The sequence below is a fragment of the Candidatus Koribacter versatilis Ellin345 genome, from assembly GCF_000014005.1.
Lineage (GTDB): Bacteria > Acidobacteriota > Terriglobia > Terriglobales > Acidobacteriaceae > Korobacter > Korobacter versatilis_A.
In genome coordinates this window covers 1373458-1395830 of the sequence record NC_008009.1, presented here as the reverse complement: position 1 = coordinate 1395830, position 22373 = coordinate 1373458, and the positions used below count along the sequence as shown (strand labels likewise).

General features: G+C 58.5%; 25 protein-coding genes. 17 read left to right on the top strand and 8 right to left on the bottom strand.

Features of this window, described 5'->3' with window-relative positions:
* Window positions 1-176: 176 nt before the first annotated feature.
* The 4 genes from ACID345_RS05745 to ACID345_RS05730 all read left to right on the top strand — a co-directional run bounded on the left by ACID345_RS05745 (window position 177) and on the right by ACID345_RS05730 (window position 2580).
* Window positions 177-599 carry a BON domain-containing protein gene (locus tag ACID345_RS05745; RefSeq protein WP_011521924.1) on the top strand — a complete coding sequence of 141 codons (423 nt, stop codon included), beginning with the start codon at window positions 177-179 and terminating at the stop codon, window positions 597-599.
* Window positions 600-629: 30 nt separating this feature from the next.
* Entirely contained in the window at window positions 630-1193 is a 564-nt protein-coding gene (locus ACID345_RS05740; RefSeq protein ID WP_011521923.1) for a general stress protein, read from the top strand.
* Window positions 1194-1403: 210 nt separating this feature from the next.
* The gene (locus ACID345_RS05735; RefSeq protein ID WP_011521922.1) at window positions 1404-1673 is read left to right on the top strand and encodes a GlsB/YeaQ/YmgE family stress response membrane protein; all 270 of its coding nucleotides are present in this window, start codon (window positions 1404-1406) and stop codon (window positions 1671-1673) included.
* Window positions 1674-2112: 439 nt separating this feature from the next.
* Window positions 2113-2580 (top strand): hypothetical protein, encoded by a 468-nt coding sequence (locus tag ACID345_RS05730; RefSeq protein WP_011521921.1) that lies wholly within the window; start codon window positions 2113-2115, stop codon window positions 2578-2580.
* 36 nt (window positions 2581-2616) lie between these two features.
* On the opposite strand, the gene ACID345_RS05725 is transcribed toward ACID345_RS05730, so the two are convergent.
* Both ACID345_RS05725 and ACID345_RS05720 read right to left on the bottom strand, forming a co-directional pair.
* Window positions 2617-3438 (bottom strand): SDR family oxidoreductase, encoded by an 822-nt coding sequence (locus ACID345_RS05725; RefSeq protein ID WP_011521920.1) that lies wholly within the window; start codon window positions 3436-3438, stop codon window positions 2617-2619.
* A gap of 230 nt (window positions 3439-3668) precedes the next feature.
* The gene (locus ACID345_RS05720) at window positions 3669-4340 is read right to left on the bottom strand and encodes a class I SAM-dependent methyltransferase (RefSeq protein ID WP_011521919.1); all 672 of its coding nucleotides are present in this window, start codon (window positions 4338-4340) and stop codon (window positions 3669-3671) included.
* Between the two features lie 113 nt (window positions 4341-4453).
* Here ACID345_RS05720 and ACID345_RS05715 point away from each other — a divergent pair, with 113 nt between their 5' ends.
* On the top strand, window positions 4454-5332 hold the full coding sequence (locus ACID345_RS05715; protein ID WP_011521918.1) for a zinc ribbon domain-containing protein: 879 nt from the start codon (window positions 4454-4456) through the stop codon (window positions 5330-5332).
* 197 nt (window positions 5333-5529) lie between these two features.
* Here ACID345_RS05715 and ACID345_RS05710 read toward each other — a convergent pair whose 3' ends face one another.
* On the bottom strand, window positions 5530-7737 hold the full coding sequence (locus ACID345_RS05710; RefSeq protein ID WP_011521917.1) for a beta strand repeat-containing protein: 2208 nt from the start codon (window positions 7735-7737) through the stop codon (window positions 5530-5532).
* A gap of 319 nt (window positions 7738-8056) precedes the next feature.
* On the opposite strand from ACID345_RS05710, the gene ACID345_RS05705 reads away from it, so the two are divergent.
* Entirely contained in the window at window positions 8057-9511 is a 1455-nt protein-coding gene (locus ACID345_RS05705; protein ID WP_011521916.1) for a hypothetical protein, read from the top strand.
* A 28-nt stretch (window positions 9512-9539) separates the two neighbouring features.
* Here ACID345_RS05705 and ACID345_RS05700 read toward each other — a convergent pair whose 3' ends face one another.
* Complete coding sequence (locus ACID345_RS05700; protein ID WP_011521915.1) at window positions 9540-10271, bottom strand: MOSC domain-containing protein; 732 nt, start codon at window positions 10269-10271, stop codon at window positions 9540-9542.
* A gap of 82 nt (window positions 10272-10353) precedes the next feature.
* The gene (locus ACID345_RS05695; RefSeq protein ID WP_228370741.1) at window positions 10354-11115 is read right to left on the bottom strand and encodes a hypothetical protein; all 762 of its coding nucleotides are present in this window, start codon (window positions 11113-11115) and stop codon (window positions 10354-10356) included.
* Window positions 11116-11510: 395 nt separating this feature from the next.
* Here ACID345_RS05695 and ACID345_RS05690 point away from each other — a divergent pair, with 395 nt between their 5' ends.
* From ACID345_RS05690 to ACID345_RS05680, 4 genes are all read left to right on the top strand, one after another.
* Window positions 11511-12242 carry a family 16 glycosylhydrolase gene (locus ACID345_RS05690; protein ID WP_011521913.1) on the top strand — a complete coding sequence of 244 codons (732 nt, stop codon included), beginning with the start codon at window positions 11511-11513 and terminating at the stop codon, window positions 12240-12242.
* Window positions 12243-12397: 155 nt separating this feature from the next.
* Window positions 12398-12562 carry a hypothetical protein gene (locus ACID345_RS26850; protein WP_187148951.1) on the top strand — a complete coding sequence of 55 codons (165 nt, stop codon included), beginning with the start codon at window positions 12398-12400 and terminating at the stop codon, window positions 12560-12562.
* Window positions 12563-12791: 229 nt separating this feature from the next.
* Window positions 12792-12977 carry a hypothetical protein gene (locus ACID345_RS05685; RefSeq protein WP_041855475.1) on the top strand — a complete coding sequence of 62 codons (186 nt, stop codon included), beginning with the start codon at window positions 12792-12794 and terminating at the stop codon, window positions 12975-12977.
* Between the two features lie 48 nt (window positions 12978-13025).
* A complete protein-coding gene (locus ACID345_RS05680; protein WP_011521912.1) occupies window positions 13026-13580 on the top strand; it encodes a DUF4136 domain-containing protein in 555 nt (184 codons plus the stop codon).
* Between the two features lie 12 nt (window positions 13581-13592).
* Here ACID345_RS05680 and ACID345_RS05675 read toward each other — a convergent pair whose 3' ends face one another.
* Window positions 13593-14804 carry a tetratricopeptide repeat protein gene (locus ACID345_RS05675; protein WP_041855474.1) on the bottom strand — a complete coding sequence of 404 codons (1212 nt, stop codon included), beginning with the start codon at window positions 14802-14804 and terminating at the stop codon, window positions 13593-13595.
* A 97-nt stretch (window positions 14805-14901) separates the two neighbouring features.
* On the opposite strand from ACID345_RS05675, the gene ACID345_RS05670 reads away from it, so the two are divergent.
* Both ACID345_RS05670 and ACID345_RS05665 read left to right on the top strand, forming a co-directional pair.
* Window positions 14902-15147, top strand: coding sequence for a hypothetical protein (locus ACID345_RS05670; RefSeq protein WP_011521910.1), 246 nt, complete (start codon window positions 14902-14904; stop codon window positions 15145-15147).
* A gap of 150 nt (window positions 15148-15297) precedes the next feature.
* Window positions 15298-15735, top strand: a complete 438-nt coding sequence (locus tag ACID345_RS05665; RefSeq protein ID WP_011521909.1) for a hypothetical protein — start codon at window positions 15298-15300, stop codon at window positions 15733-15735.
* Between the two features lie 3 nt (window positions 15736-15738).
* Here ACID345_RS05665 and ACID345_RS05660 read toward each other — a convergent pair whose 3' ends face one another.
* Complete coding sequence (locus ACID345_RS05660) at window positions 15739-16116, bottom strand: carboxypeptidase-like regulatory domain-containing protein (protein ID WP_041855473.1); 378 nt, start codon at window positions 16114-16116, stop codon at window positions 15739-15741.
* Between the two features lie 98 nt (window positions 16117-16214).
* Here ACID345_RS05660 and ACID345_RS05655 point away from each other — a divergent pair, with 98 nt between their 5' ends.
* The 3 genes from ACID345_RS05655 to ACID345_RS05645 all read left to right on the top strand — a co-directional run bounded on the left by ACID345_RS05655 (window position 16215) and on the right by ACID345_RS05645 (window position 18550).
* Complete coding sequence (locus ACID345_RS05655; RefSeq protein WP_011521907.1) at window positions 16215-16757, top strand: CbrC family protein; 543 nt, start codon at window positions 16215-16217, stop codon at window positions 16755-16757.
* An 11-nt stretch (window positions 16758-16768) separates the two neighbouring features.
* The gene (locus tag ACID345_RS05650; protein ID WP_011521906.1) at window positions 16769-17815 is read left to right on the top strand and encodes a hypothetical protein; all 1047 of its coding nucleotides are present in this window, start codon (window positions 16769-16771) and stop codon (window positions 17813-17815) included.
* Window positions 17816-18019: 204 nt separating this feature from the next.
* On the top strand, window positions 18020-18550 hold the full coding sequence (locus ACID345_RS05645) for a GNAT family N-acetyltransferase (RefSeq protein WP_011521905.1): 531 nt from the start codon (window positions 18020-18022) through the stop codon (window positions 18548-18550).
* 33 nt (window positions 18551-18583) lie between these two features.
* Here ACID345_RS05645 and ACID345_RS05640 read toward each other — a convergent pair whose 3' ends face one another.
* Window positions 18584-19681: a M48 family metallopeptidase gene (locus tag ACID345_RS05640; protein WP_011521904.1), complete on the bottom strand. Its 1098-nt coding sequence runs from the start codon at window positions 19679-19681 to the stop codon at window positions 18584-18586.
* 545 nt (window positions 19682-20226) lie between these two features.
* Between ACID345_RS05640 and groES the strand changes: the two genes are divergently transcribed.
* A complete protein-coding gene (gene groES / locus ACID345_RS05635) occupies window positions 20227-20532 on the top strand; it encodes a co-chaperone GroES (protein WP_011521903.1) in 306 nt (101 codons plus the stop codon).
* Between the two features lie 129 nt (window positions 20533-20661).
* Window positions 20662-22323, top strand: a complete 1662-nt coding sequence (gene groL / locus ACID345_RS05630) for a chaperonin GroEL (RefSeq protein WP_011521902.1) — start codon at window positions 20662-20664, stop codon at window positions 22321-22323.
* Window positions 22324-22373: the final 50 nt, after the last annotated feature.

The following is a 22373-nucleotide window of genomic DNA, read 5'->3' as shown; positions in this document are numbered from 1 at the left end:
AACTCGGGGACAGACCGCACGTTTACCAAGTTTTCGAATACCGGGAAACGTTCGACACCCATCCCGCTCTCAATTTGAGCCGCAACCCTCGATTCATGCCGCGGGTTTGAACCCTATGACATCTTCCCAATGCGCCGTCACATCCCATGGCGTAGCACAAACGGGAGGGTTCAAACATGAAAGGCACCACTCTGAAGTGTGTACTCGGGTTGGCAGCGATGGCCGCCACCCTCGGCTTCGCGCAATCCCCACCACAGGATGCGCCTAAGCCCGACAACACCGCCGTCAATCAACGCGACCGCGATAAGTCGCAACCCACGGCCGACCAGCAGAAAGAAAATCCGTCCGACCGCGAAACCGTCCGCAAGATCCGGCAAGCCCTCGTCAAAGACAAGTCTCTCTCCAGCTATGCCCACAACATCAAGGTCATCGCCCAGGGCGGCTCTGTAACGCTGAAGGGGCCAGTGCGCTCGGAAGAAGAGAAACAGAACATCGAACAGAAGGCCGCTGAGATCGCCGGCAAAGACAACGTAAAGAGCCAGCTCCAGGTCGCCACCAAGCACGACAAGCATGCCGACGAATCGTCGGCCGCCCATTAACCCGCGCGTCATCACCCCAGGAGATTCAATATGGCAGGCAAAAACACCGCAGCATTCGGCATTTATCGCACCACAACCCAAGTTGACAGCGCCGTGGACGCCTTGCGCGCGGCCGGCTTCCGCACCGAAGACATCTCGGTCCTCTTCCCTGAAAACGAGGGGACCAAGGACTTCGCCGTGAAGAAGAACACCAAGGCCCCCGAGGGCGCAACCACCGGAGCAGGCACGGGCGCCGTCCTTGGCGGCGGGCTCGGACTGTTAGCCGGCATCGGCGCACTTGCGATCCCCGGCGTGGGCCCCTTCATCGCTGCCGGTCCCATCATGGCCACCTTGGCGGGTGCGGGCGTGGGCGGAACGGTTGGCGGAATCGCCGGTGCCCTCATCGGCATGGGCATTCCGGAATTCGAAGCCAAGCGCTATGAAGGCCAGGTCAAGGAAGGCGGTATTCTGCTCTCCGTCCATTGCGACAACTCGGATTGGACCTCGAAAGCCAAAGACATCTTGAAGTCCACCGGGGCTCACGATGTTTCGTCCTCCGGCGAAGCCAGCGCCGACTACAACGAAACCGACCGACCGATCCGCAAGGTCAGCTAATCAAACCGAACCCCGGGGTCACTCCCGGGGTTTTTCTTGAAATCGGCGACAGGAAACCCGGGGACAGGCCGCACGTTTACCAGGTTTTCTGGAGGTCAATCGAAAAGCCGCTTAGTTCACGTCTTCCGGTTCGCCTGGACTCTTTGGCTAGCTCCGCGCCGGGTGCAAAACAGGCATATACTCGACGGGTTCTCAAGGCGGGGACACAGCATGTTCCACTTGATCTGGTACCTCCTGATTGGCCTTATCGCCGGCTTCTTCGCGAAATCCGTCATGCATGTCCACATGACCCTCTTCTGGACGATCGTTCTCGGCATCCTCGGCTCGATCCTCGGAGGCGGCATCACCCACATGGTTACAGGTTCCTCTAACCGCCGGTTTCATCCTGCCGGCCTCATCTTTTCCACCCTCGGCGCCATCCTCCTTCTCTTCATTTGCTACAAGCTCAACATCCACCTTCCCGCAGTCAACATGCACTAGAAGTTCGGGAAACCCGGGGGAAACCCGGGGACAGACCGCACGTATACCGAGTTTCTCCACGACTTCGCTCTCCCCCCAATCCTTCGTGCACTTCGTGCCCTTCGTGGTAAAAGCTTTTGACTTTCAACGCCGGGGCCAGGCAGAGGTTTTGTCAATCCCCACCAAACGTGGGATAGGTGCGCCCCATCACCTCGCCTTGCGTCACCCATCACATCTTTCTACGACCCAATCCCCTATCCTGTCTCTTCCCGAGACAACCCAGACCCGCGCCGCCAAGGCGGCCAAGGTCCCGTTTCTCGGAGACAAGTCGTTTGTTTTCAAATTTTTACCCCTAAACCCTTGGGGCTCAAATTTTTACGAGTTTTCCACAGCCTAAGTTGTTGAAAACAAAATTCAGGGGGGAGGGGGTAGGTGGGGTCACCCGGGAGAGAGAAAAGCCATGCCAGCATCCAGCGCGAAAGAATGTATTCACATCAAAGCCGACGGCACCACCTGCAGCGCCATCGCCCTCCGCGACGAAGATTTCTGCTATTTCCACGTCGCTTCCCGCGACCGCGTCCGCCGCCAGCGCGTCGCCGCCGAACGCAAGCTTCCCTTGCAGCTTCCCGTCCTCGAAGACCGCGCCACCGTTCAACTCGCCATCGGCGACGTCCTCAACGCCCTCCTCTGCGATCGCATCGACCCCCGCCGCGCCGCCCTCGTCCTCTACGGCCTCCAAACCGCCGCCGGCAACATCGGCAGCCTCCACTTCACCGAGGGCAACGGCGAAAGCTTCTTCGAATACACCCCCGAATTTGACGCCGGCCTCCCCGAACTCCCGGAATCGCCAGTCCTCGAGCTCCCGAAAAAACCCGCGGCCGCCGCCGAGGTCGCTCAAGCGAACCAACCAAAAACCCAATCGCGCTGAGCCCAGCGAGAGCATGAAAGAAATTCGGGCGCGATATCAGCTCGCCTTTTTACGGCTCTCTTTCGCGCCTGCATCGGCGCTTGTGGGCTGAGGATGCGCACTCGGAAGTTGGGCTGCGGGTTGGGTGAGCCAGGTTTCAAAACGAGTTTCGCCGAGTCGTGCGCCGTTGTCCGGAACCAGTGTCCGCTCGCTGAGGTGCGCCCCGGAGTAAAGCGCGTTCGGGTCCGCGATCACTTCGCGAGGATCTTGCAGCGAGGCCAGGCGTCGCCGCACCAGCTCGTCCACACGGAACTCTTCCGGCCCTCCAATTTCGACGATGCCATTTGCCGGCGAGCCTACCGCGATCTTGCTCAACGCCGTCGCCACATCGTCGGCGGCCATGGGCTGGAAAAGCACATCCGGCAAGTGCACTTTGCCGCTGACCATGGAGATATCGGCAAGTCCCTTGAGGAACTCGAAGAATTGCGTGGCATGCACGATGGTGTAGGGGATGGAAGATTCTGTGATCAACTTCTCCTGCGCAATCTTGCCCCGGAAGTAACCACTTTCCGATAGTCGCCCGGTGCCCACGACCGAGAGTGCAACGTGATGTCCCACCCCGGCGTCAGCTTCCTGCGTGAGCAGGTTGCGCGTCGATGTCTCAAAGAACTTCAGCACTGCGGAATCTTCCCAATCGGGAGAATTGGAAACGTCCACAACTACCGAAGCCGCTTTCAACGCTTCGGCGAGTCCTTCGCCCGTGATGGTGTTTACCCCGGTACTGGGTGCTGCCGCGACTACCTCGTGTCCGTGCTCACGAAGCTTGCTGACCAGTTTCGATCCGATCAGCCCGGTGCCGCCGATCACTACGATTTTCATAATTGTCTCCTTGATTTTTTGCGAAGCGTTGCAGGATTGGATTCAAGCCGCGGGATCATCGGTTCAAGGACCGAAAACGCGCCCTCGGGCAGCAGTTGACAGTGCCCCGAGTAAACCAGAAGTGCCCCAACGAATCCATTGGACGAACGTATCGAGTCGAATCCGCAGAGTCGTAGCCAGCCGCTCTGACCCTTCGTTTCCTCCGTGCCCTTCGTGGTGAAGGTTTTGTCTTACGGCTCTCGCTTCCCCACCGCGCAGATCCAGTTCGTGCCCTTCTGATGGTGCGTCGCCACATCGACGAACCCAGCCTGGACGAGCAGATCGCGGTGCTCTTTGTCCGAGAGGAGTTTGCCCCCGAGCAGCGGCATCACCACCGCGTAAAGCAGGCCAAGCGGTCCTCCGCGATAGGCTTCCGCGATCAGCGCAAACGAACCGCCCGGCTTCAGCACCCTTCTAATCTCGCGGACGTTGGCCGGCAGGTCCGGCCAGTAGTAGTGCGTCTCCACCGCCGTCACCACATCGAACGAGGCGTCTACGAATGGGAGCGCCGCCACCGAGCCCTCTTCGATCCGGACGCGTCCCGCCGCAACCTGCGCCGCGTTCGTTTTCCGCGCCACGGCCACGCTGGCGGCCGACAAATCCACTCCCACCACGCTTCCCGCCGGCGCCATCTCGGCAAGCTTCCGCACCGTCTCGCCGCCCCCACACCCCACGTCGAGAATGGCGGCATCGCGCGCCACCGCGACCTGTTGCAGCCCCCAGTCCGTCATCTGGCCGTGACTCACGTTCATGGAGCGCGCGATGCCACGCCCCAACCACCCGCTCGGCTTGCGAAATTGCCGAAGCAGCCAGGCGATCAACCCCACCATCGCGACAACTTTGACGATCAACAGAAGGTGCACAGGCAAGAATCCCCCGTTGCAGGTTAGAACAATCTCGGTTTGCGAGCTACCAGCGAAGTGTGGTAAAGATTGCGGCCTCTCCCGGGTTCTCCCGGCGCAGTTGGGGGCTGATCATGGCAAACTTCTGTACCAAGTGTGGGACGCCGAGTTCCGGCGCAGCGTTCTGTGCGAAGTGTGGCGCGAACCTCGGCGGTCAACCAGTGCCGCCTCCCGTCCAGGCGGCTGCTGCTCCGGCACCTGCGCCCGCTCCGGTTGCGACCTACACTCCCGCTCCGCCTGCGCCGCACAAAGGGATGAGCACGCTGGCCAAGGTAGCGATCGCGTTCTTCGTGGTCGTGGTCTTGGTCGGAGCAGCCGGGGTGGTAGGCGCCATCTACGTAGCCCACCGCGTGAAACAAAAGGTCAACGAGGTCACGGGGGGCATGCTGTCGGACACGCACTCCCACTCCTCTTCGACTTCCGCAAATTCGTCGCCCGCATTCGGCGACGTTTGCCGTTTTCTCAGCAAGGACGAGGTGAGTCGCGCACTGAACGTCACGGTCGTCGGTACCAAGTCAGAGGGCGATAGCTGTTCGTACCTCGTGCATGGCAACACCGCCGACCTCACCGCCAAACACATCGCAGCGATCGGCGGCGGCAAGGGGGCGGACGCCCAGCAGCAAAACATGATCCAGAATTTCGCGGGCACGATCTTCAAATCGCAAACCACAGAAGGTCACGAGCCTACTTCCGACGCCAACGGCAACGCTCCCGTGCTCGTCGTTGGCCTCGCTGAAAACGGAGTGGAGCAGATGCGTCTCGAGAGAGGCGTGATCGGACGCTTCCCCGGTTCCGAGCAGTTGCCCGGTATTGGCGATGAAGCGTTCGTGGCCGGCGACATCATGATTACCGCGCGCAAAGGCAACCGCCTGCTGCGCCTCATGTACAGCACCTGCCCCTGCACGACGAAGGAAGTCAGCCCACTCGCCCGGAAGGTTGCCACGGAGATGTAACGGATGGGCTATGATCGCGAAGCACTCAATTGAGATCGAGGGAGAGCCACCATGTCGAAAATCAATGGCGATAAAGCCAGGTCGCATCGCATTCGAAAAAAGCGCATCGCCCTACGCAAGCGCATCCGGGAATTGGTAAAGAAAGAGAAAGCATAAAAAGGGCGGCCGAAGCCGCCCTTTCTACTGAACGTTCTTTCCTACGGTTCCAGTCGGATCGACGATCCCGACTCGTTGTCGATTGTGAAATAGATCTCGTGCACCACGATCGGCGCGGGCGACGAGAAACTCACGTTGTCGAAGATGCTGACACCTGGTTGACTCCCGGGATTGAAGAATCCAGGAGTGCATCCTGAGTTCACCGTCCCCAAGTGCAGCTTGTCGGTGGTCTGGACCGTACAGGTGATGGAGTTCGCCGTGGCGAGATACTGGATCACGCCTTCTTCGGTCGCGATCTGCGAACCGCCGTCGGTTGCGCGGATCGTGTAGTAGATACGCCCACCCGCCGTGTTCGTACCGACGAGGTGGATGGACATGAGCGAGGTGAAACCGGGAGAAGAGAGGGTCAACTGCTTGCCGTGCGCCACCACGATACGGCGGTCCACCAGCAGACCGTCCGCTGTGCCGCTTAATGCCGCCGAGCTACCAGTCTGCTCGCGGAGATTGCCTCCAGACCCAAGGCCTGTACCATAACCTGCCGCCAGCACCAGGTCTCCACCAGCAATGTCGGTAGATCCCACCGCCGCGCTGCCGCCCGAGAGCCCGAGTTGCTGGCCGGGGTTGGACCCACTGCTCCGTTCCGGCGCGATAGAGGTGATCCGGTCACCGTTGAACGACAGCGTACTGCTTGGAGTCGGGGTTCCGATTCCCAACGTGAGCGCAGCGTCGGTTGAGTCGCCGAGCACGATGGCGTGCGATTTGCCAACCTTGGCAAAGATGCCGAGTGCAGTAGACCTGAACAAGCCATCTACTGACGGGCCGGCTACTGCGCCCACGTAAGTGTTGCCACTCCCAGTAACCTCGCCCGGGTACCCAGCCTCAACACCCACGGCGGTATTATCCGTTCCGGTGGTGATGTTGTAGAGTGCGCCGTAGCCGATCGCGGTGTTGAATATTCCCGACGAGAGATTGGACGCCGACAACGCACCGAAACCGGCATTGTAGCTTCCACTCACCGTCGGGTTCCCGGCACCCTGTCCTGCGAAGAAGTTGTTGGTTCCCGAAATTCCCGGAGCCAGCATGACCTTAAGACCTCCGATTGCAAGGAAACCGGTGGTCGCCGAAGTTGCCGGCAGGTTCAACGAGTTCGCGGCAACGTCGCCCCCGCCACTCACGCTGAATACCTCCGTGTTCGACGCGCCGCTTTGTCCGCTGAGCAATTGCCCACTGCCGCTGTTCTGGAACACTGCCGCAACGCCATTCGGACTCGCGACGTTCGCGCGAATACCGGTAGTAGTGCCGGTAGCGGAAGTGGCCGTACCGTAAATGCCGATACCCGCTGTAGACGCGGTCGTGCCGCGGAAACCAACGGCCGGGCCGGTGGTCGCCGTGTTCTGTCCGAATACACCGTAACCGGCGGGAGCCGCCGTAATGCCCTTCACACCAGTCGCACTGCCTCCGGTTCCACTCGCGGTACCGTAGATGGAAATACCGCTGTCCGCGACCGTTGTTCCACGTACACCGACGGGAACACCGGTAACCGCGGTGTTGGAGCCACTCACTCCAAAGCCAGCCGCTCCGCCGGAGGTTCCGATCAATCCGCTGCCGGATGCCGCGTTGGCGACCAGTCCGGAGCCGGTACCGCTCTGCGTCACCAGCACAACCTGGTTGGCGTTGTTGTCCGCAAAATTCGTGGCCGTATTGGTGACAACGTTCGTCTTGGCGCCGGAGCCGTTCTTCACGTTGAACGATCCTTGCGATGGCGAGAGCTTCAATTCCTCGCGCACCGCGGCGCTTAGCTTATCGGCGGTGATGAATTCGCTGAGCGCGTGACCGCCGAGGGTTTCGGCTTCCGCAGCTTTCATCGCGTACGGAACGCTGACGAGCAGGACGCGAGCATCGGATTCGCCATCCACATGCACGGCAAGCCAACGCGCTTCTCCGGTGGCAAACAGGTTCGCAGGCATGCCAGTGGACTTGGTCGCACCAAGGAGCACGCTGTACTTACCCGTAGCGTCCACAATCACGTTCTGGGTCTCCATCCAGAGAGACGCCTGATCGGTTTGGTTCTTGTGCAGGGTGAAGGTAATGCCAACGGTCTTGCCGGCACTGTGCGGCAGGGTCCCGCTATATCGGATCACGTTCGGTACCGTCGATGCCAATGCCGCAGGATCGGCGGCGGGCTGCTGGGCGAACGCGGGAAGAGACAGCACGAGTAGGGAACACAACGCGGCAAGCTTGAGACGCATAACCTGCTCCTGAAGTGAATAGATTTTTGAGCCGGGCAAAACGACAACGAGAGCCGCTCTTAGGGGTCGGAACGAAAGGGGATGGCCGGAAGAGTGTACTCCGGATTTCAAACCAGTGCCAACAAACAATCTCGCGAAATAGCGCCAGAAGCGCGCTGAGATCGTATTTGCGGAAGTGAACTTTCTTGATGGAGTGACGCCCAAATAAGGAAAAGGACCGACATATCTCGGAGCTTGCTCTCACACTCTCCAGGACTGCAGCCGATGTCGAGCCCAGAACATGAGCTTGCCTTGTGGCGGCTCGAGAGGAAAACGTTCCATGACGAAGAGTTCCCGCTCCCTGGTTGTGGTTTTCATGTTGTTTGTTTTAGTCCTGCTTGCCGGATGCGGTACATCGTCGTCTCCCGATCCGGCCCCCACTCCACTGAGCGCAAAGAACGTAAATCTTATTTTCGTGGCCAGTGAAGACCTGCAACATCACGGCACGCAGGACATCAACGACGACACCGCAAATCTCACCAGTCAAGGGTTACAGCGGACACTGCTCCTTGGGACCTATCTAAAGCAGAATGTGCTCGGCGGGAAAGCGGTCACCGCGATCTACGCCCTGGAGCCGATGACCCATCTTCAAACTACGAACAAGTATCCCGACATGGCGCCGTTGATGGCCGTCCAACAGTTCGCCATGCTCAACCAGGTCAGCACTTCGATTAACGGCGGAGCGCCGGTCACTGGGAACAGCTTTCCGATCTTCGCTTCATACGCTGACAGCGCAGCATTACCGAACGATGTCGCACAGCCCGTCTTCTCGTGCCCAGGTTGCCAAGGTCTGGACTTCACCGACCAGAACGGCGCCAACGAGGCACTCGTCGAAGCGCTGATCACGGCCAAGAGCCCCGGATACTTTGTCTTTTCCGCGCCTTGGGACACGGTCAGCGCGATGATGTCGAACATCAATGCATCGGAAGGTTTCGGACTTGCCCTGCCATCGAGTTATGGCGGCCCCGACCACGTGTATGCGATCTCAATTGCGCCTTCAGGAACCGCGGCCCTTGTCGGTTACAACGCCGACCTTCATCCGGGAACAAGTTACCCCGCATTGCCGGCAGGCAAAATCGCGAGCGCACGCTGCCAGGGGACATACAGCGTAAGTGCCGTGGGCGGCGCCGGCGGCGCGGTGGTTCCTGCGAACACCAACGTGAATGAAACGGTGTACATGATTCGCCACGCCGAGGCGCATCCTGCAGCCAACTGGGATGACGGCAACTACGTGGCTGCGGGACAATGGCGCGCGCTCGACTTGCCGAACGCGCTGGCCGGAAAGATCCACCCGGACCAGGTAATCGCCATCGATCCTGCAATCGGCATACCTGGCACGCCCGAGAGCATCACGTCCTCCTACATTCGCCCTGCGATGACGGTAGAGCCATATGCCATCGCGAACAATCTGCCCTACAACCTGGCATCGAGCGTTGCAGTGTTTTCGCAAAACGCGCCGCAATTGGCAACGAAGGCAAGCAACTATCTCTTCACCAATGGAACGTTTTCGAACCATGTCTTGCTCGTCGCGTGGGAGCACAAGCACGTTCCGCCGACGATCAATGCTTTGCTGTACTCGTACGGAGTGGCACAAAACGCGCCCTTGTGGAATGACGAAGACTACGATTCCATCTGGACTGTTCGGTTGGATGCGCAGGGAAATCTGAGCATCGATAACCTGGCTTGCGAGGGCATCGATTCCACTTCCCTGCCAGCGACAGCGCCGCAATTCTAGGGATCCAAAGCGAACGGGAACGATATGCCTAAACCGGACGCGCTGGGCGAAAGATGATTCCTTGGCCAACGCTAATGCGGCCCATGCGCGTCACGGTTCCATAGACACCGGCGTTGTTTCCGTTCGCTCGCACCGCGGCTTTCATCCACGCCGTCTCCGGCTTCGCTGTGTCTGGATCCAGGTTGATCATCGCGCAGCGCAGGTCGCGCATGGTGACGGCAATCGCGGGAGCATTTTCCTCCTCGCCGAATTCAAGGACACCGCCTAGCCATTCGTCTTCTTGAAAGGCGCTTGGTTGTTGCAACCGCACAACAATATTCGGACGAAACCGGCGAACGTCGGGAGTTTGTCCGGCGAGACGTGCAACTTCGTTAGTGGTCTCGGAGGCGATCACCGAGATGCTCGCATCGTCGAAGATGCCGTGCTTCATCTGCACCATTTGCACGGGAGCGCCATAACGACCTTCGATCTCCGCTGCGAGTTCTTCACTGAAGATTGGTAGCTGTGTGCCGTCGGGCATACGCACATGGGTTGGAACGACGCCATCACCTTCGCGCATTGGGAGATAACGCACGAGTTCGGGCAGTTTGCCAGCCGTGAGCCAGGGAAATGCTCCCCGATCGTTCACGCGACGAAGCGCGAAACGACGGTCGCCTTCGAAGCCATGCCAGCCGAGTTCGGCGGACTCAAGCCGTTCGCCGGCCATGGACTTCACCGGGTAACGGAAGAGCGCTTCGACCTGTCCGATTTCGACGAGCATGTCGCGTGAGCGACCGTAACATGGCAGCTCCGCAGCAGGCGTCCAGACTTCAGCGAATCGAGCGAATCGCTCAGCGAACCGTTCACTTTCCCCACGAAGGACTCGTGAGTTCAATGCGCCACATCGGACCATTCGGCGTCATCTGACTTTCCGATTTGACGAACGCCGGAGCCTCGCCTTCAAGGATCCACACGTTCTGATCGGCCGGCTCTTTTCCGAATACCGAAGCCAGCAGTCCCGTCATGCCACCCAAGTCAATTTTGATCCGAAAGTGTGCTGCACTCCTTTCAGTTCCGCCTGTGCGAAAGGGTTCCTTGCCATTGCGGGAGACAAGCAGCGTCACCAAACGCGGCTTTGGCGTCGCGACGACGTAGCTAAGCTTGGCCTCGGACGTATCCGGCGCGAGGTTCTTCAAGAGGGTCAGGAGTATCCCGTTTGCCAGGCCATCCGTGGCCTTCACGCGATCGTGCGCGGACTTCTCTGCTCCGTCTTCGGTGTAGCGCACTTCCACGTCGCCGGTTGCACCATTGATCCGCATGTCGAGCGGATGCGTAAATGCTGGCCCTTTTTGAACCACGTGGTCGCTCAGCAAATGAAAGGTTCCGCGCTGGGAGAAGACCGCGACTTCGTCGGAAAGAGATCCGTCTTTAAAGTGGAAAACCAATCGACTCGTGACTTTGTCGCCACGTACGTTCTGGATGAGATCGCCGTCGGCGAGGAGGGTGCCATCCAGAGAGCGTAGGGTGAGGAACCCGTGCACCAAGCCTTCGTGATGGCGTACTGGAACTGAGCTTCCATAGCTCAGCATCGCCAACCAAAGCACCGCTACGACAGTTCGAAACATTCCCGGTTAGATGCGCAGCGCCAACCCGATTCCGCATTGACGATGTCAAAACCTGCGTTATCGCCCGGGGACCAGAACCCTGAATTTCGTTCACTTCTTCTCGCATTCGTTGCAAAACGCTGACGTACCGATGACAAAGCTTCCACCACGATGGGATAGCGTTCAGCGCTGGAAGAGAAACCCACGCGGATGTCGCAACCGCGAATTCCCCGGTCATGCACAGTCTGACAATTCCGGGGGCCCCACACCTGGGAATCGGGTGTGGGGTTTTGCATTTCCGGATTTATTTTGGTCGTGCGATCGTTGAAGTACTAATTCTATTTTGCCGCGAACAATGATGAACCCCGCCGACTGAAAAATCGTGACGACACGCGTAGAATGTCCGCGGAAAAGCCATGCGCCTAAACTTGCTCGCATTCCTTCTTTTCGCTTCCCTTGCCTCCGCTCAAAACCTTCAATGGATGGGGCATACCTGGAAACCAAGCACCGGCCACATGGCCGGCGTAATTGCCGCGGACCCCGCCAACCTTTCCATCGACAAGGACGGCGCCCTGCACATGCGGATCGTCAAGAAAGGCGACGCCTGGTCCGGCTCCGAGATGTTTACCACCGACGATCTCAGCTTCGGAACCTACCAGTGGGAGATCGAGAACTCGCAGATCTACGCCATGGATCCGACGATAGTCATCGGCCTCTTCTCATACGGGCCCATTCACAAGATCGGCGCCGACGCCGAAGAGGAAATCGACATTGAGTTCTCGGCATGGAACAACAACCAGCCAAAGCCGATCAACGCCGATTTCACGGTCTATCCACCGACAGGACATCGGCGACCAAATGGCGTCTCGGCGTGGGAACACAATTTCTATGTGAACGATCGTCCGGCAAAGACGACGGCGCGCTTCGTCTGGACCGCCGATAAAATCGACTTCTACATCATGGCCGGCTTCGTTCCGATTAGCGCTCCACCAGAGCACGTGCTGCAACACGACACGCTCACGAACGACGGAACCAATGTTCCGCATGTCGCATTGCCGATCGGGATGAACTTGTGGAGTTTCAAGCAGCCGCCGCTCCACGAGTGGGAGATCGTCTTTCGGCGCTTCGACTTCTCTCCGGCGAAGTAAGCACGAACTCAATTGAGCGTGGATCCGAACGCAAGTAACTCATGTCGAGCGGTCCCCGGTAATGTCCCTCATTCGGGGATACATCCCTTACTTGTGTGACGTTTAACGCTGGTCTGGGGAGTGTGCGGGCCGGTTCGTCGCGGTATTGTCGTTGCATGAACAATGGAGTTGAGACCCGCCGTCTGGTTGAGCTGCTTTATTTGCGCGACCGCATGATTCATCAACTGCGCCGCTCCACCAGCCTGAGCGAAGTTTGGGGCCTCTATCAGGACTTGAAAGTCCTCAGCCTGCACATCGAACGTCTCCAGAACGCCCGGTAGGGCGCTGAGTTCACATCGGGATCCAATCTTTCGTGGGACGTCCGGGATACGCGGGGGATACGCGAAAATCCGCGCAGTGGTTAAGCTGAAGAAGATCATTGAGAAAGAAAATGTTCCGCCGGTTACGGACGCCAAAGTTTCCGGCTCATATTAAGTTCATTCGGCCCTGGCAGGTGCTGGGGCTTTTTACCTCCCTTGGGATTTACCCATCGTGAGTTGAGAGTGTCTGATGCTGATGATGGTCACCAAATCCGATCCCGAACAAATCCGCGAATTACGACTGCTGCGTCGAGAATACGAATCATCGTTCCGCGCCGCCTCGGAACCAGCAGAGAAGCTGCGCCTTGCGCGCATGATCGACGATCTCAGCGCCTGCCTCGCGACGTTTCGGGAAGAACCTGTAGCCTCCTACTGACAATTCTTCCAGTACCTCGTTCAGCAATGCACCTATAGCTTTGCCTGCATGAAATCGCAAGTTGCTCTCTGCGTGCTGTTGCTTGCCTCGTCCACCATCTTTGCCCAGAAGGTAAAGACCGGCTTCAAGAAGGGCACCAACTTCGCGCAATACAAGACCTACAGCGTCGCGCCCGGCGAGATGCCCGCGCAAAAACCGATCCTGCGCGAGATCATCAAGAACACAATTCAGCAGGAATTCGCGAAGCGCGGCCTCACCCAGGTCGAGAGTGGCGGCGACCTGATCCTCGTGCATGACGGTTCCATCGATTACCAGGGCAACGTCGCACTCACAACGCTGTACATTCCTTTGCCCGGCTATAACGACATCTTCTGGGACCCCACGATGTGGGTCGGCGGCAATGTGGGTTGGGCCGTCTCCGGCACTTACTTCCAGCAGGGCACGCTAGCGCTCGAATTCGTAGATCCCAAGGCGAAAGCAGTCGTCTGGATCGGCACCGTCAGGCAGAGCATCAACTTCGAACTCGACTCAAAAGAGAAGACGATGAAGCTGCTCGACAAGGCGATCGTGAAATTGATCGACGAATATCCGCCGAAGGGGTGATCGGAGCGGTGCTTACATCCCGCGATACGGGGTCTTGAGATTGTGCTTGGCGCGCTCGGCTACGGCATTCGATTGATTGAACGCGAGCACCTGTTGGTAGCGCTTTACGGCATCATCCCGCCGGTTCATTAGGTCCAGCACCTCGCCGGCGCCGAGATTCGTACGCTGAATGAGTTCCTGATCCACGTTCTTAAACGTGCTGACCATGTTGTACCCGTTCAGCGCAAGCTCGTACTGCTTCTGGCCGCGCGCTGCTTCGCCCAGCCCAAAAGCCGCTTGTTCCGGACGACTCACCGGGAACCATCCCTTGCGATAGCGGTCGAGGACCAACTGATATTCCGCAACCGCCTCCGGCCCGTGTCCCGCTGCATTCAACAGGTGCGCGTATTCGGCAGAGATCAGGAAATTGTGGGGATACTCATCGTGCATGCCTTTTACGACCTGAAGGCACTCATCGTACTTTTGCTCGCGGCGGAGAAAAAGCGCTAGCGTGATGCGAGCATCCATGCCGCTCTCAGGCGCATGCGCGGCGGCGGCGCGAAGGTATTCAAGCCCCTTTTGCTTGTTGCCGGACAATCCCGCGACGGAAGCCGCCGCTTTCACCGCCCATGGCAGACTGCCGGTTACGTACATGTGCACGCCGACGATCGTCTTTGCGTCTACATACTTGGGATCGAGTTCGAGCACGCGCTCATGATCGTGCCGTGCGCCGACGGCACTCCGCAGTGCCGCAAACCACGCTTTCTCAGCCAACGCGGTCCACGTGGAGCGTAGGCCCCGGGTCACCCCGCGCGCGTAAAGCGCGTCGACGTCATTGGCATTCGTCTTGAGGTGCTCTTCTTCGAGAAAGAACGCACGATCCATCAGCTCTTTCACGCGTGCTACCACCTGCGGATCGGTCGGCGCAAACTGCTTCTTGGTCAGGAACGAATCGCCGGAATAGAGCTCCGTATCTAAGGCGCCGATTCGATACAGTTCTTTGAACATCACCGTCGTCAAGAGGTGGTTGACCGCGAAAGGATCGTCGGGATGTGCCTTTAATACGGCCTCGAATTCCCGGATGGATTTGTCATATTCGAGGTTGTAGAAGAACTGTGCCCCTTTGGCGCTAGCCGGGTCAGTATTGATGCGGGTTGGCACAATTTGGCCGGGAGAGCTAACCCACAGCGAGATCAATAAGATGCCCAAGGTAATAAGCGGACGGGCGTAGCGGTAAGGTGTCATCGCTGGGGTTCTAGGGCAGTTTACCCGATACGCAGAGCTCCCGAAAACAGGTACAAATCGATTCACCCCAGAGACTCCCTCCGGCGGGTGATACGAGATGAATCCAAACGTAAAAAGTCCTATCTCGCAAGATAAAGAGTTCTACTCCGAACGGGAAGCAGCGCTGTCCATGGGAATATCGCTCGCCCGGTTGCACCTGCTGCTCGATGAGTACGTCTTCAACGATGGGCTGTCACGCCCCGAGAACATCGAGCTGACTGCTAGTGACCTACTGCTGCTCGAGTTCTGGAACAAGGTGCTGCCCACGCAGAAGGTCGTCGCCATGCCAAAACGCAACAAATAGCCTCGTTTTCCCCTGCATCGCGTAGATATTTCCGGCCCGGCTCACTGCCGGGCCTTATTAGGTTTCCGCGAAACTATTAAGAATTAAGAACTTACGCGTTGTCTTGATTTGGCACTGGGCTTGCGACATAAGGGGTTAAGAAGAAACCCTATGGCTGACGCACTGCAAAACGTTAAGCAGGAATACTGGCGTCCGGCAGGCTCGCGGCGAGTTGTCGTTGACCCGGTGGCCAGCGATGCCACCTGTGAATGTGGCGCCGAATACCTGATGGGCGCCCGCTACTGCCACATCTGCGGTTCTGACCGCGTACCGGCCATGGGCCTCGGCCGCTATACCTTTAATTGGGTTGAGTGGCTCGACTTCGCCAGCATTCGCGAACGCACCGGACTCGGCACGGCCTCGCTTATCTTCTTAGTGATTGGGCTGGCCTGCGCGTTGGCGGCGATTGCCGTGGGATGGCTGTACACCGCGAACACCATTCAAGAATGGCAGGCCGTTCAGCTCTGGAGGATCCAGTGGTTGCTCGGAGCGGCGGTAGCATTTCTCGGCGGAATCGTGTTGAAGAAATCGGCGAGCACCCGAGAATAGCGTCTACTTATAGATCGTGTACTGGTCCTTCGGACGTTCCAGCTTGATCACGATTTCCCTCGTCGGCTCGGTTAAGACGAAATCTTCCCCATACGTCTGAAACCCCGGTGCAATCACCTGAACCCGCACCTTGCCATACGGGACCGCCAACTGGGTGTTCCCTTCCGAATCGGTCTTCAATTCGAAACCCTTTTTCGATTGCCATCCTTGCTTCGTCACGGGATGCAGGATCACCGACGCATTGCGCACCGGCTTGCCGTTGTCGGCCTTCACCACCTGGAACTTTACTTCGGACGCTCCTTGCGGCTCATCCTTCTTATCGGCAAACGCCAACAGGCTTCCCAGCAGAACAACAATGGCGAGAATCGAAAGCTTCTTCATAGGTCTGCGGATATTGTAAACCCGCATTCGCGATGGGCGTTGCGTGCCTTCTGCTAGAATTCCGCCTTCCCTCAAGAAGCGGGCCTCCGGAGCTAGCCATGCCGCTGCCCAATTTCCGCTATCATCCCGACCCCGTGAAGAGCGGCAACCTCGTTGTCTCCGAAGAGACCTGCGTGTGCTGCGACAAGAAGCGCGGATACATCTATACGGTCTCGGTATACGCGGAGAGTGATGATCTCGAAAACGCCCTGTGTCCGTGGTGCATCGCCGACGGCTCCGCCCACCGCAAGTTCGACGCTTCGTTCGTGGATGATCCGGGCCTCGCCGACGAGATACCAAACTCTGCCCGGCAGGAAATCCTGTACCGCACTCTTGGATTCGCCGGCTGGCAGTCGGAGCAGTGGCTCGCCTGTTGCGACGACGCAATGGCCTTCCTTGAACCAGTGGGTATCGTTGAGGTGCGACGCGATTACCCGAAACTCGAGGGCACGCTCATGCACGAAATCGTGCACGAATGGGAGCGTTCGGGCGGTGCTGCGAACGAATTGCTGAACTCATTGCACCGTGAACATGGCCCCACGGCAAATGCCTTTCGCTGTCTTCACTGCGGCGAGCACAAGGCCTACATCGATATCTGGTAACTGGAGAACGCTTGCTCTTTTTCACGTATCTGCTCAGTGCAGCCGCTGGCTTCCTGACGCTCTATTTCTCGGCACTGATCTTTTCGTTGCACAGCAGCGACGCCGCAGGCAATGCCTACGCGCAGGCCTACGCCGCGTTTGCCGGTATCGCCCTGTGGCTGATCTTCGCCGTGCTCCTCGCGATCACGCGATTCAGCGATGTCTTCCCCGCAAAACCTGCCTGGTGGATGTTGCCTGTCTTCGTCTTTGCCGCCGTCGCGGAATTCGGCGCATTCGACATTCTCTGCAGCAAAGATCAGTTCTCTCCTGCCTTCCTGCTGCAAATCGCTGCGATCATAATTCCAGTCGCGCTGCTCATCCGCATCCTCTGCCTCATCGTTCCGGTCGTCCATGAACGCGGCCTTGACAACCTTGCTGTGTGGATCACAACTGTTCCGCTGCTCCTTGCCGCGGTCATTCCTTATCCGCCCTACGTCTCGCGTCAAATGCAGTCCATGCGCGATGCCGCTGAGAGCCGCCGAGTGGCTCCGGTAATCGCCGCCGAAGAAGCAAAAACGAAAACCGAAGAAGACAATGCTTTGATCGCGAAGATCGCCGCGTATCCCGAATCAACGCCGCTCTGGGAACTGATGCCGTTCACTGCCCACCAGTCCGCCGACGTGCGCAAAGCAGCGCTCTCCAAGATCGTGACCCTGTCGGAGCGCCAGGAACAGGCCGAGCAAATGATGAATGAGTACCGCGACGAACGCGTACTTCGCGAACTTGTTCGTTTAGATCTAAAACCGACCACTGGACTCTGCAGCGGTTCGAGAAAGATCATCGCCCGTATGCCGCCGGAGTTCCGTGCCCCGATGGATGACGGTGCCTGGTCACGCGAAAATGCGGAGAACTTCGATCGCTACGCGCCCAGTATCAGTTGGCTGTTACAGAACGGCTGCGATTGCACTCCTGAAATTGCCGAATTCGAAGCCACTACTCTCAAGAACTTCAAAGACACCAAAGATCGCCAGCAATTTCTCGCCAAGCTCACCACGCTCAAGAACTCTCTTCGTCACTAAAAGTGTGGGTGCCCGAAGAGAGGGTGGGAAAGACGAACCTTCTTCCCTCAAGACAGATCTCGGGTTATGCTTTCTTCCACAGTCACCTTCATTAGCGAGTCGCCTCTGTTCTGTAACGCCGATCTTGTCTAGCCTGCCGCCGCACTTCTGCGCAGGCACACGTGTCTTCGCGCGACTCCACTCTTAACTCTGGAGACATCTGAAATGCACAAGATCGCAACTCCGCGGCTCTGGCTGATCCCTGCCACCGTCGCATCCATGAAGGCCGAACTCCGCTCCCCGCGCTCGCTCTCACGAAACCTGAATGTGCGGATGCCCAAGGTTTGGCCGCCACCGCCATTCAACGACGAAGCTTCCCAACGCTGGATGTTGAACTATCTCGAATCGCACGAACAAAGCCGCTGGGGGATGTACTACATCCTGCTCCGCGGACGCGATCGCCAACTCATCGGCAATTGCGGCTTCAAAGGCGAACCGCTGAAGAACAGCATCGAAGTTGGTTATGCGATCTGCCCCGAGTTTCGTCGTCACGGCTACGCCGCCGAGGCCGTCGATCGATTGCTGCGCCATGCCTTCGACGATCCGAATATAAACCGCGTTCTTGCCGAGACCTTCCCCGATTTGATCGGCTCCATCGGCGTGTTGCGCAAAAATAAATTCGTGCGCGTACGTGGCGGAAGCGAACCAGGAGTAATTCGCTTCAGCCACACCCGCGCACGATGGCTTGCTTCTTAACTCATAGGGCTGCCGGTTCCCATACCGTCGGCCCTAGTTCCACTGCCGCTCCGCATACGTGCGGACGTCCTTCTTAACATCGGTGAAATTGGTTCCGTCACCAACAGTTTTTCTCAAAGTCGGTGTATTGCTGACCGGAGCACTCTCCACATCGGTCCGGTTCCGCAGCGTTGGTTTGCTGCTCGGCGCCCAGGCTACCAGTTGGTTCCTCTCCAGTCGCGACACACGTGCTTTGATCTCATCGAATTCGTTGGTCGTCAGCATGTAGTTGTCTTTCGGCGGCAACAACGTCTGGATTTCCGCCTGCGCGCGCTGCATGCGCTCCGCCGTCATCGGATGCGTCGCATACGCCCGCGCAATCAACCGCTGCCTCTTCTGGTCCCTGACCAGCGCCTTCTGGAAGAACGTCACCATGGCCTGCGGATCGTACCCAGAAGCGTATGCATACTCCATGCCAAGCAAATCGGCCTCGCGTTCGGCATCGCGCGAGAATTTCATGTACGTCATCGGTAACGCGATCTGGGCCGCCTCTCGTATCGCGATCACCGCCGGCCCAGCGATAAAGAAAGTGGGCAGTGTGCACAGCTGCAGCAGTTCCCTCTTGCTTAAATTTTTCGTCGCATGACGCGCCGCCACGTGCGCAATCTCGTGCGACATCACCGCCGCCAACTCCGCTTCGCTATCCGCGGCAAGAATCAGCCCGGTATTCACGTAGAAATATCCGCCTGGCAGAGCGAATGCGTTGATCTCTTCCGAATCCACAACTTTGATTGTGAACGGCACCTTCGCATCCGAATTGCGCACCAGGTTCTGCCCCAGCCGATTCACATACTCAGTAATGACCGGATCCTGCACCAACCGCAGCATGCGGTCCGCTTCGCCCGACAACTGCCGCCCGAGCCTGGCCTCCGCTTCAATGGAGACAAAGTTCATCCCGCCCGCAACTTTGCGTTCGCCGATCTTTGTGACGTCGTACTTTGTCACTACCTTCTGCATCGCCTTCGCATACTTCGCGCTCGACACCTCTACCACCGGCGCCGCACTTGCATTGGAACTGTTAAGAGTTTGCGCAACTGAAAAACTGACAAAGAAGACGAGCGTGATCAGCAGACGAACTCTGGGAGCTTGCACCGCAGCACCTCAAGGCCTGGCGATTTCTCGCCGCGGGGCCACGGCCGGTCCAACTTCGGCCCCGCGTCGAGATGAGAGTTCCGGGAAGCAACTTCCGTTGCCAGGCTAGGTGCCAATTCCACGATCGCCTACCAAGTCCCTGCGCACGCACGCAGCTTGGATTCGCTCCCATTCGCAGAACTTCGACCTCTATACAGCCTCGTCCGGCTCTGAGACCCGCCCCGGTGTTCCCGGCCCGCAGGTCCCATCCCTTGCTCACCTCCTCCATCGGCGCAAGGTTCGCAGGGTTTAGAAAAATCCAATAAACTGATTAGAATCAGCTAATCTGCTCGACTCTTGCCGGAAAACGGTAAAGATTGAGTTAATCTCACTCACATTCCACCCTCTTCCGCTTGACATCGGACAATCAGCCGCCCTAGAATTAGCACTCGTAGGACGTGAGTGCTAGCAGGCACTCTGCCCTGGTTAGCAATCCATAAGTTTCTCGCCGCCGAATCACGCGGCACCCCAAACACCCATAGGAAATCTCGAAAGGAGTCCCAAGAATGGCTACTGCAACTGCAACCAAGCTTGTTCCCCTCTACGACCGCATCGTTGTGCGTCGCGTTGAGGAAGCTCAGACCACCCGTGGCGGCATCATCATCCCCGATAGCGCCAAGGACAAACCGCAGGAAGGCGAAGTCATCGCCGTCGGCAAGGGCAAGCAGAACGAAAAGGGCGAGACCACCCCGCTGCAAGTCAAAGCCGGAAACCGCATCCTCTTCGGCAAGTACGCCGGCACCGAAATCAAGATCGATGGCGAAGAATTCCTCATCATGCGCGAGGAAGAAGTCCTCGGCATCCTCGAGTAACAATTCGTCCGGCGCGCTAGCGCCGCACCAAGATTCGTATCAGGGCACGACTTCAGTCGTGCCGACAAAAGCTCCCTCCGCCGGGCTTCAGCCCCTGAGGGAAACAGATTTCGAAGGAGATTGATCGCAATGGCAAAGCAAATCGTTCACGGCGAAGAATCCCGCCAGTCCATTCTGCGCGGCGTTAACGTTCTCGCTGACGCAGTGAAAGTTACCCTCGGCCCCAAGGGCCGCAACGTCGTTATCGACAAAAAGTTCGGTTCCCCGCTCATCACCAAGGACGGCGTTACCGTCGCGAAGGAAATCGAACTGAAGGACACCCTTGAGAACATGGGCGCCCAGATGGTGAAGGAAGTCGCCAGCAAGACCAGCGACATCGCCGGCGACGGCACCACCACCGCCACCGTTCTCGCCCAGGCCATCTACCGCGAAGGCGTAAAGAACGTCGCCGCCGGTTCCAACCCCATGGCCCTCAAGCGCGGCATCGACAAGGCCGTCACCGCCGTATGCGGTTACAACGACGCCGAAGGCAACCGCATCCCCGGCGCCCTCGACAAGTTCAGCAAGCCCGTCACCGGCGAGATGATCGCCCAGGTCGGCACCATCTCCGCCAACAACGACGAGACCATCGGCAAGATCATTGCCGAAGCCATGAAGAAGGTCGGCAAAGACGGTGTCATCACCGTTGAAGAGTCGAAGACCATGGAGACCCAGCTCGAAGTCGTCGAAGGCATGCAGTTCGACCGCGGCTATCTCTCCCCGTACTTCGTCACCGATCCTGAGCGCATGGAAGCCGTGCTCGAGAACCCCTACATCCTCATCCACGAAAAGAAAGTTTCCTCGATGAAGGACCTGCTCCCGTTGCTCGAGCAGATCGCCAAGGGCGGACGCCCATTGGTCATCATCGCGGAAGACGTGGAAGGCGAAGCACTCGCGACTTTGGTCGTGAACAAGCTGCGCGGCACGCTCAACGTTGCGGCCGTGAAGGCGCCTGGCTTCGGCGATCGCCGCAAGGCCATGCTGCAAGACATCGCGATCCTCACCGGCGGCAAGGCCATTACCGAAGACCTCGGCATTAAGCTCGAGAACGTCCATATGGACGATCTCGGTTCCGCCAAGAAGGTCACCATCGACAAGGACAACACCACGATTGTCGAAGGCAAGGGCAAGAGTTCCGACATCGAAGGCCGCGTGAAGGAAATTCGCAGCCAGGTCGAAAAGACCACCAGCGACTACGACCGCGAGAAGCTCCAGGAACGCCTGGCGAAGCTCGTCGGCGGCGTTGCGGTGATCAAGGTCGGCGCAGCCACCGAGACTGAAATGAAGGAAAAGAAAGCTCGCGTGGAAGACGCGATGCACGCAACCCGCGCTGCCGTGGAAGAAGGCATCGTCCCGGGCGGCGGCGTTGCGCTCATCCGTTGCGTCGAAGCCGTTGACGCCCTCAAGCTCACCGGCGACGAAGGCATCGGCGCCAACATCATCAAGCGCGCGCTCGAAGAGCCCCTCCGCCAGATCGTCGGCAACGCCGGCGAAGAAGGCGCCATTGTGGTCGGCAAGATCCGCGACCACAAGGACCCGCACTACGGATACAACGCCCAGACCAGCGAGTACGTTGACCTGGTCAAGGCCGGCGTCATCGACCCGACCAAGGTAACCCGTACCGCGCTCCAGAACGCCGGCTCCATCGCTGGCCTCATGCTCACCACGGAAGCCCTCATCTCCGAGATCCCCGAAGAGAAGAAGTCTGAACCGGCCGGTGGACACGGCGGCGGCATGGGCGGCATGTACTAAATCGAAGTCGAAAGTAGAAACGAAGAGCCCCGCAGCGATGCGGGGCTTTT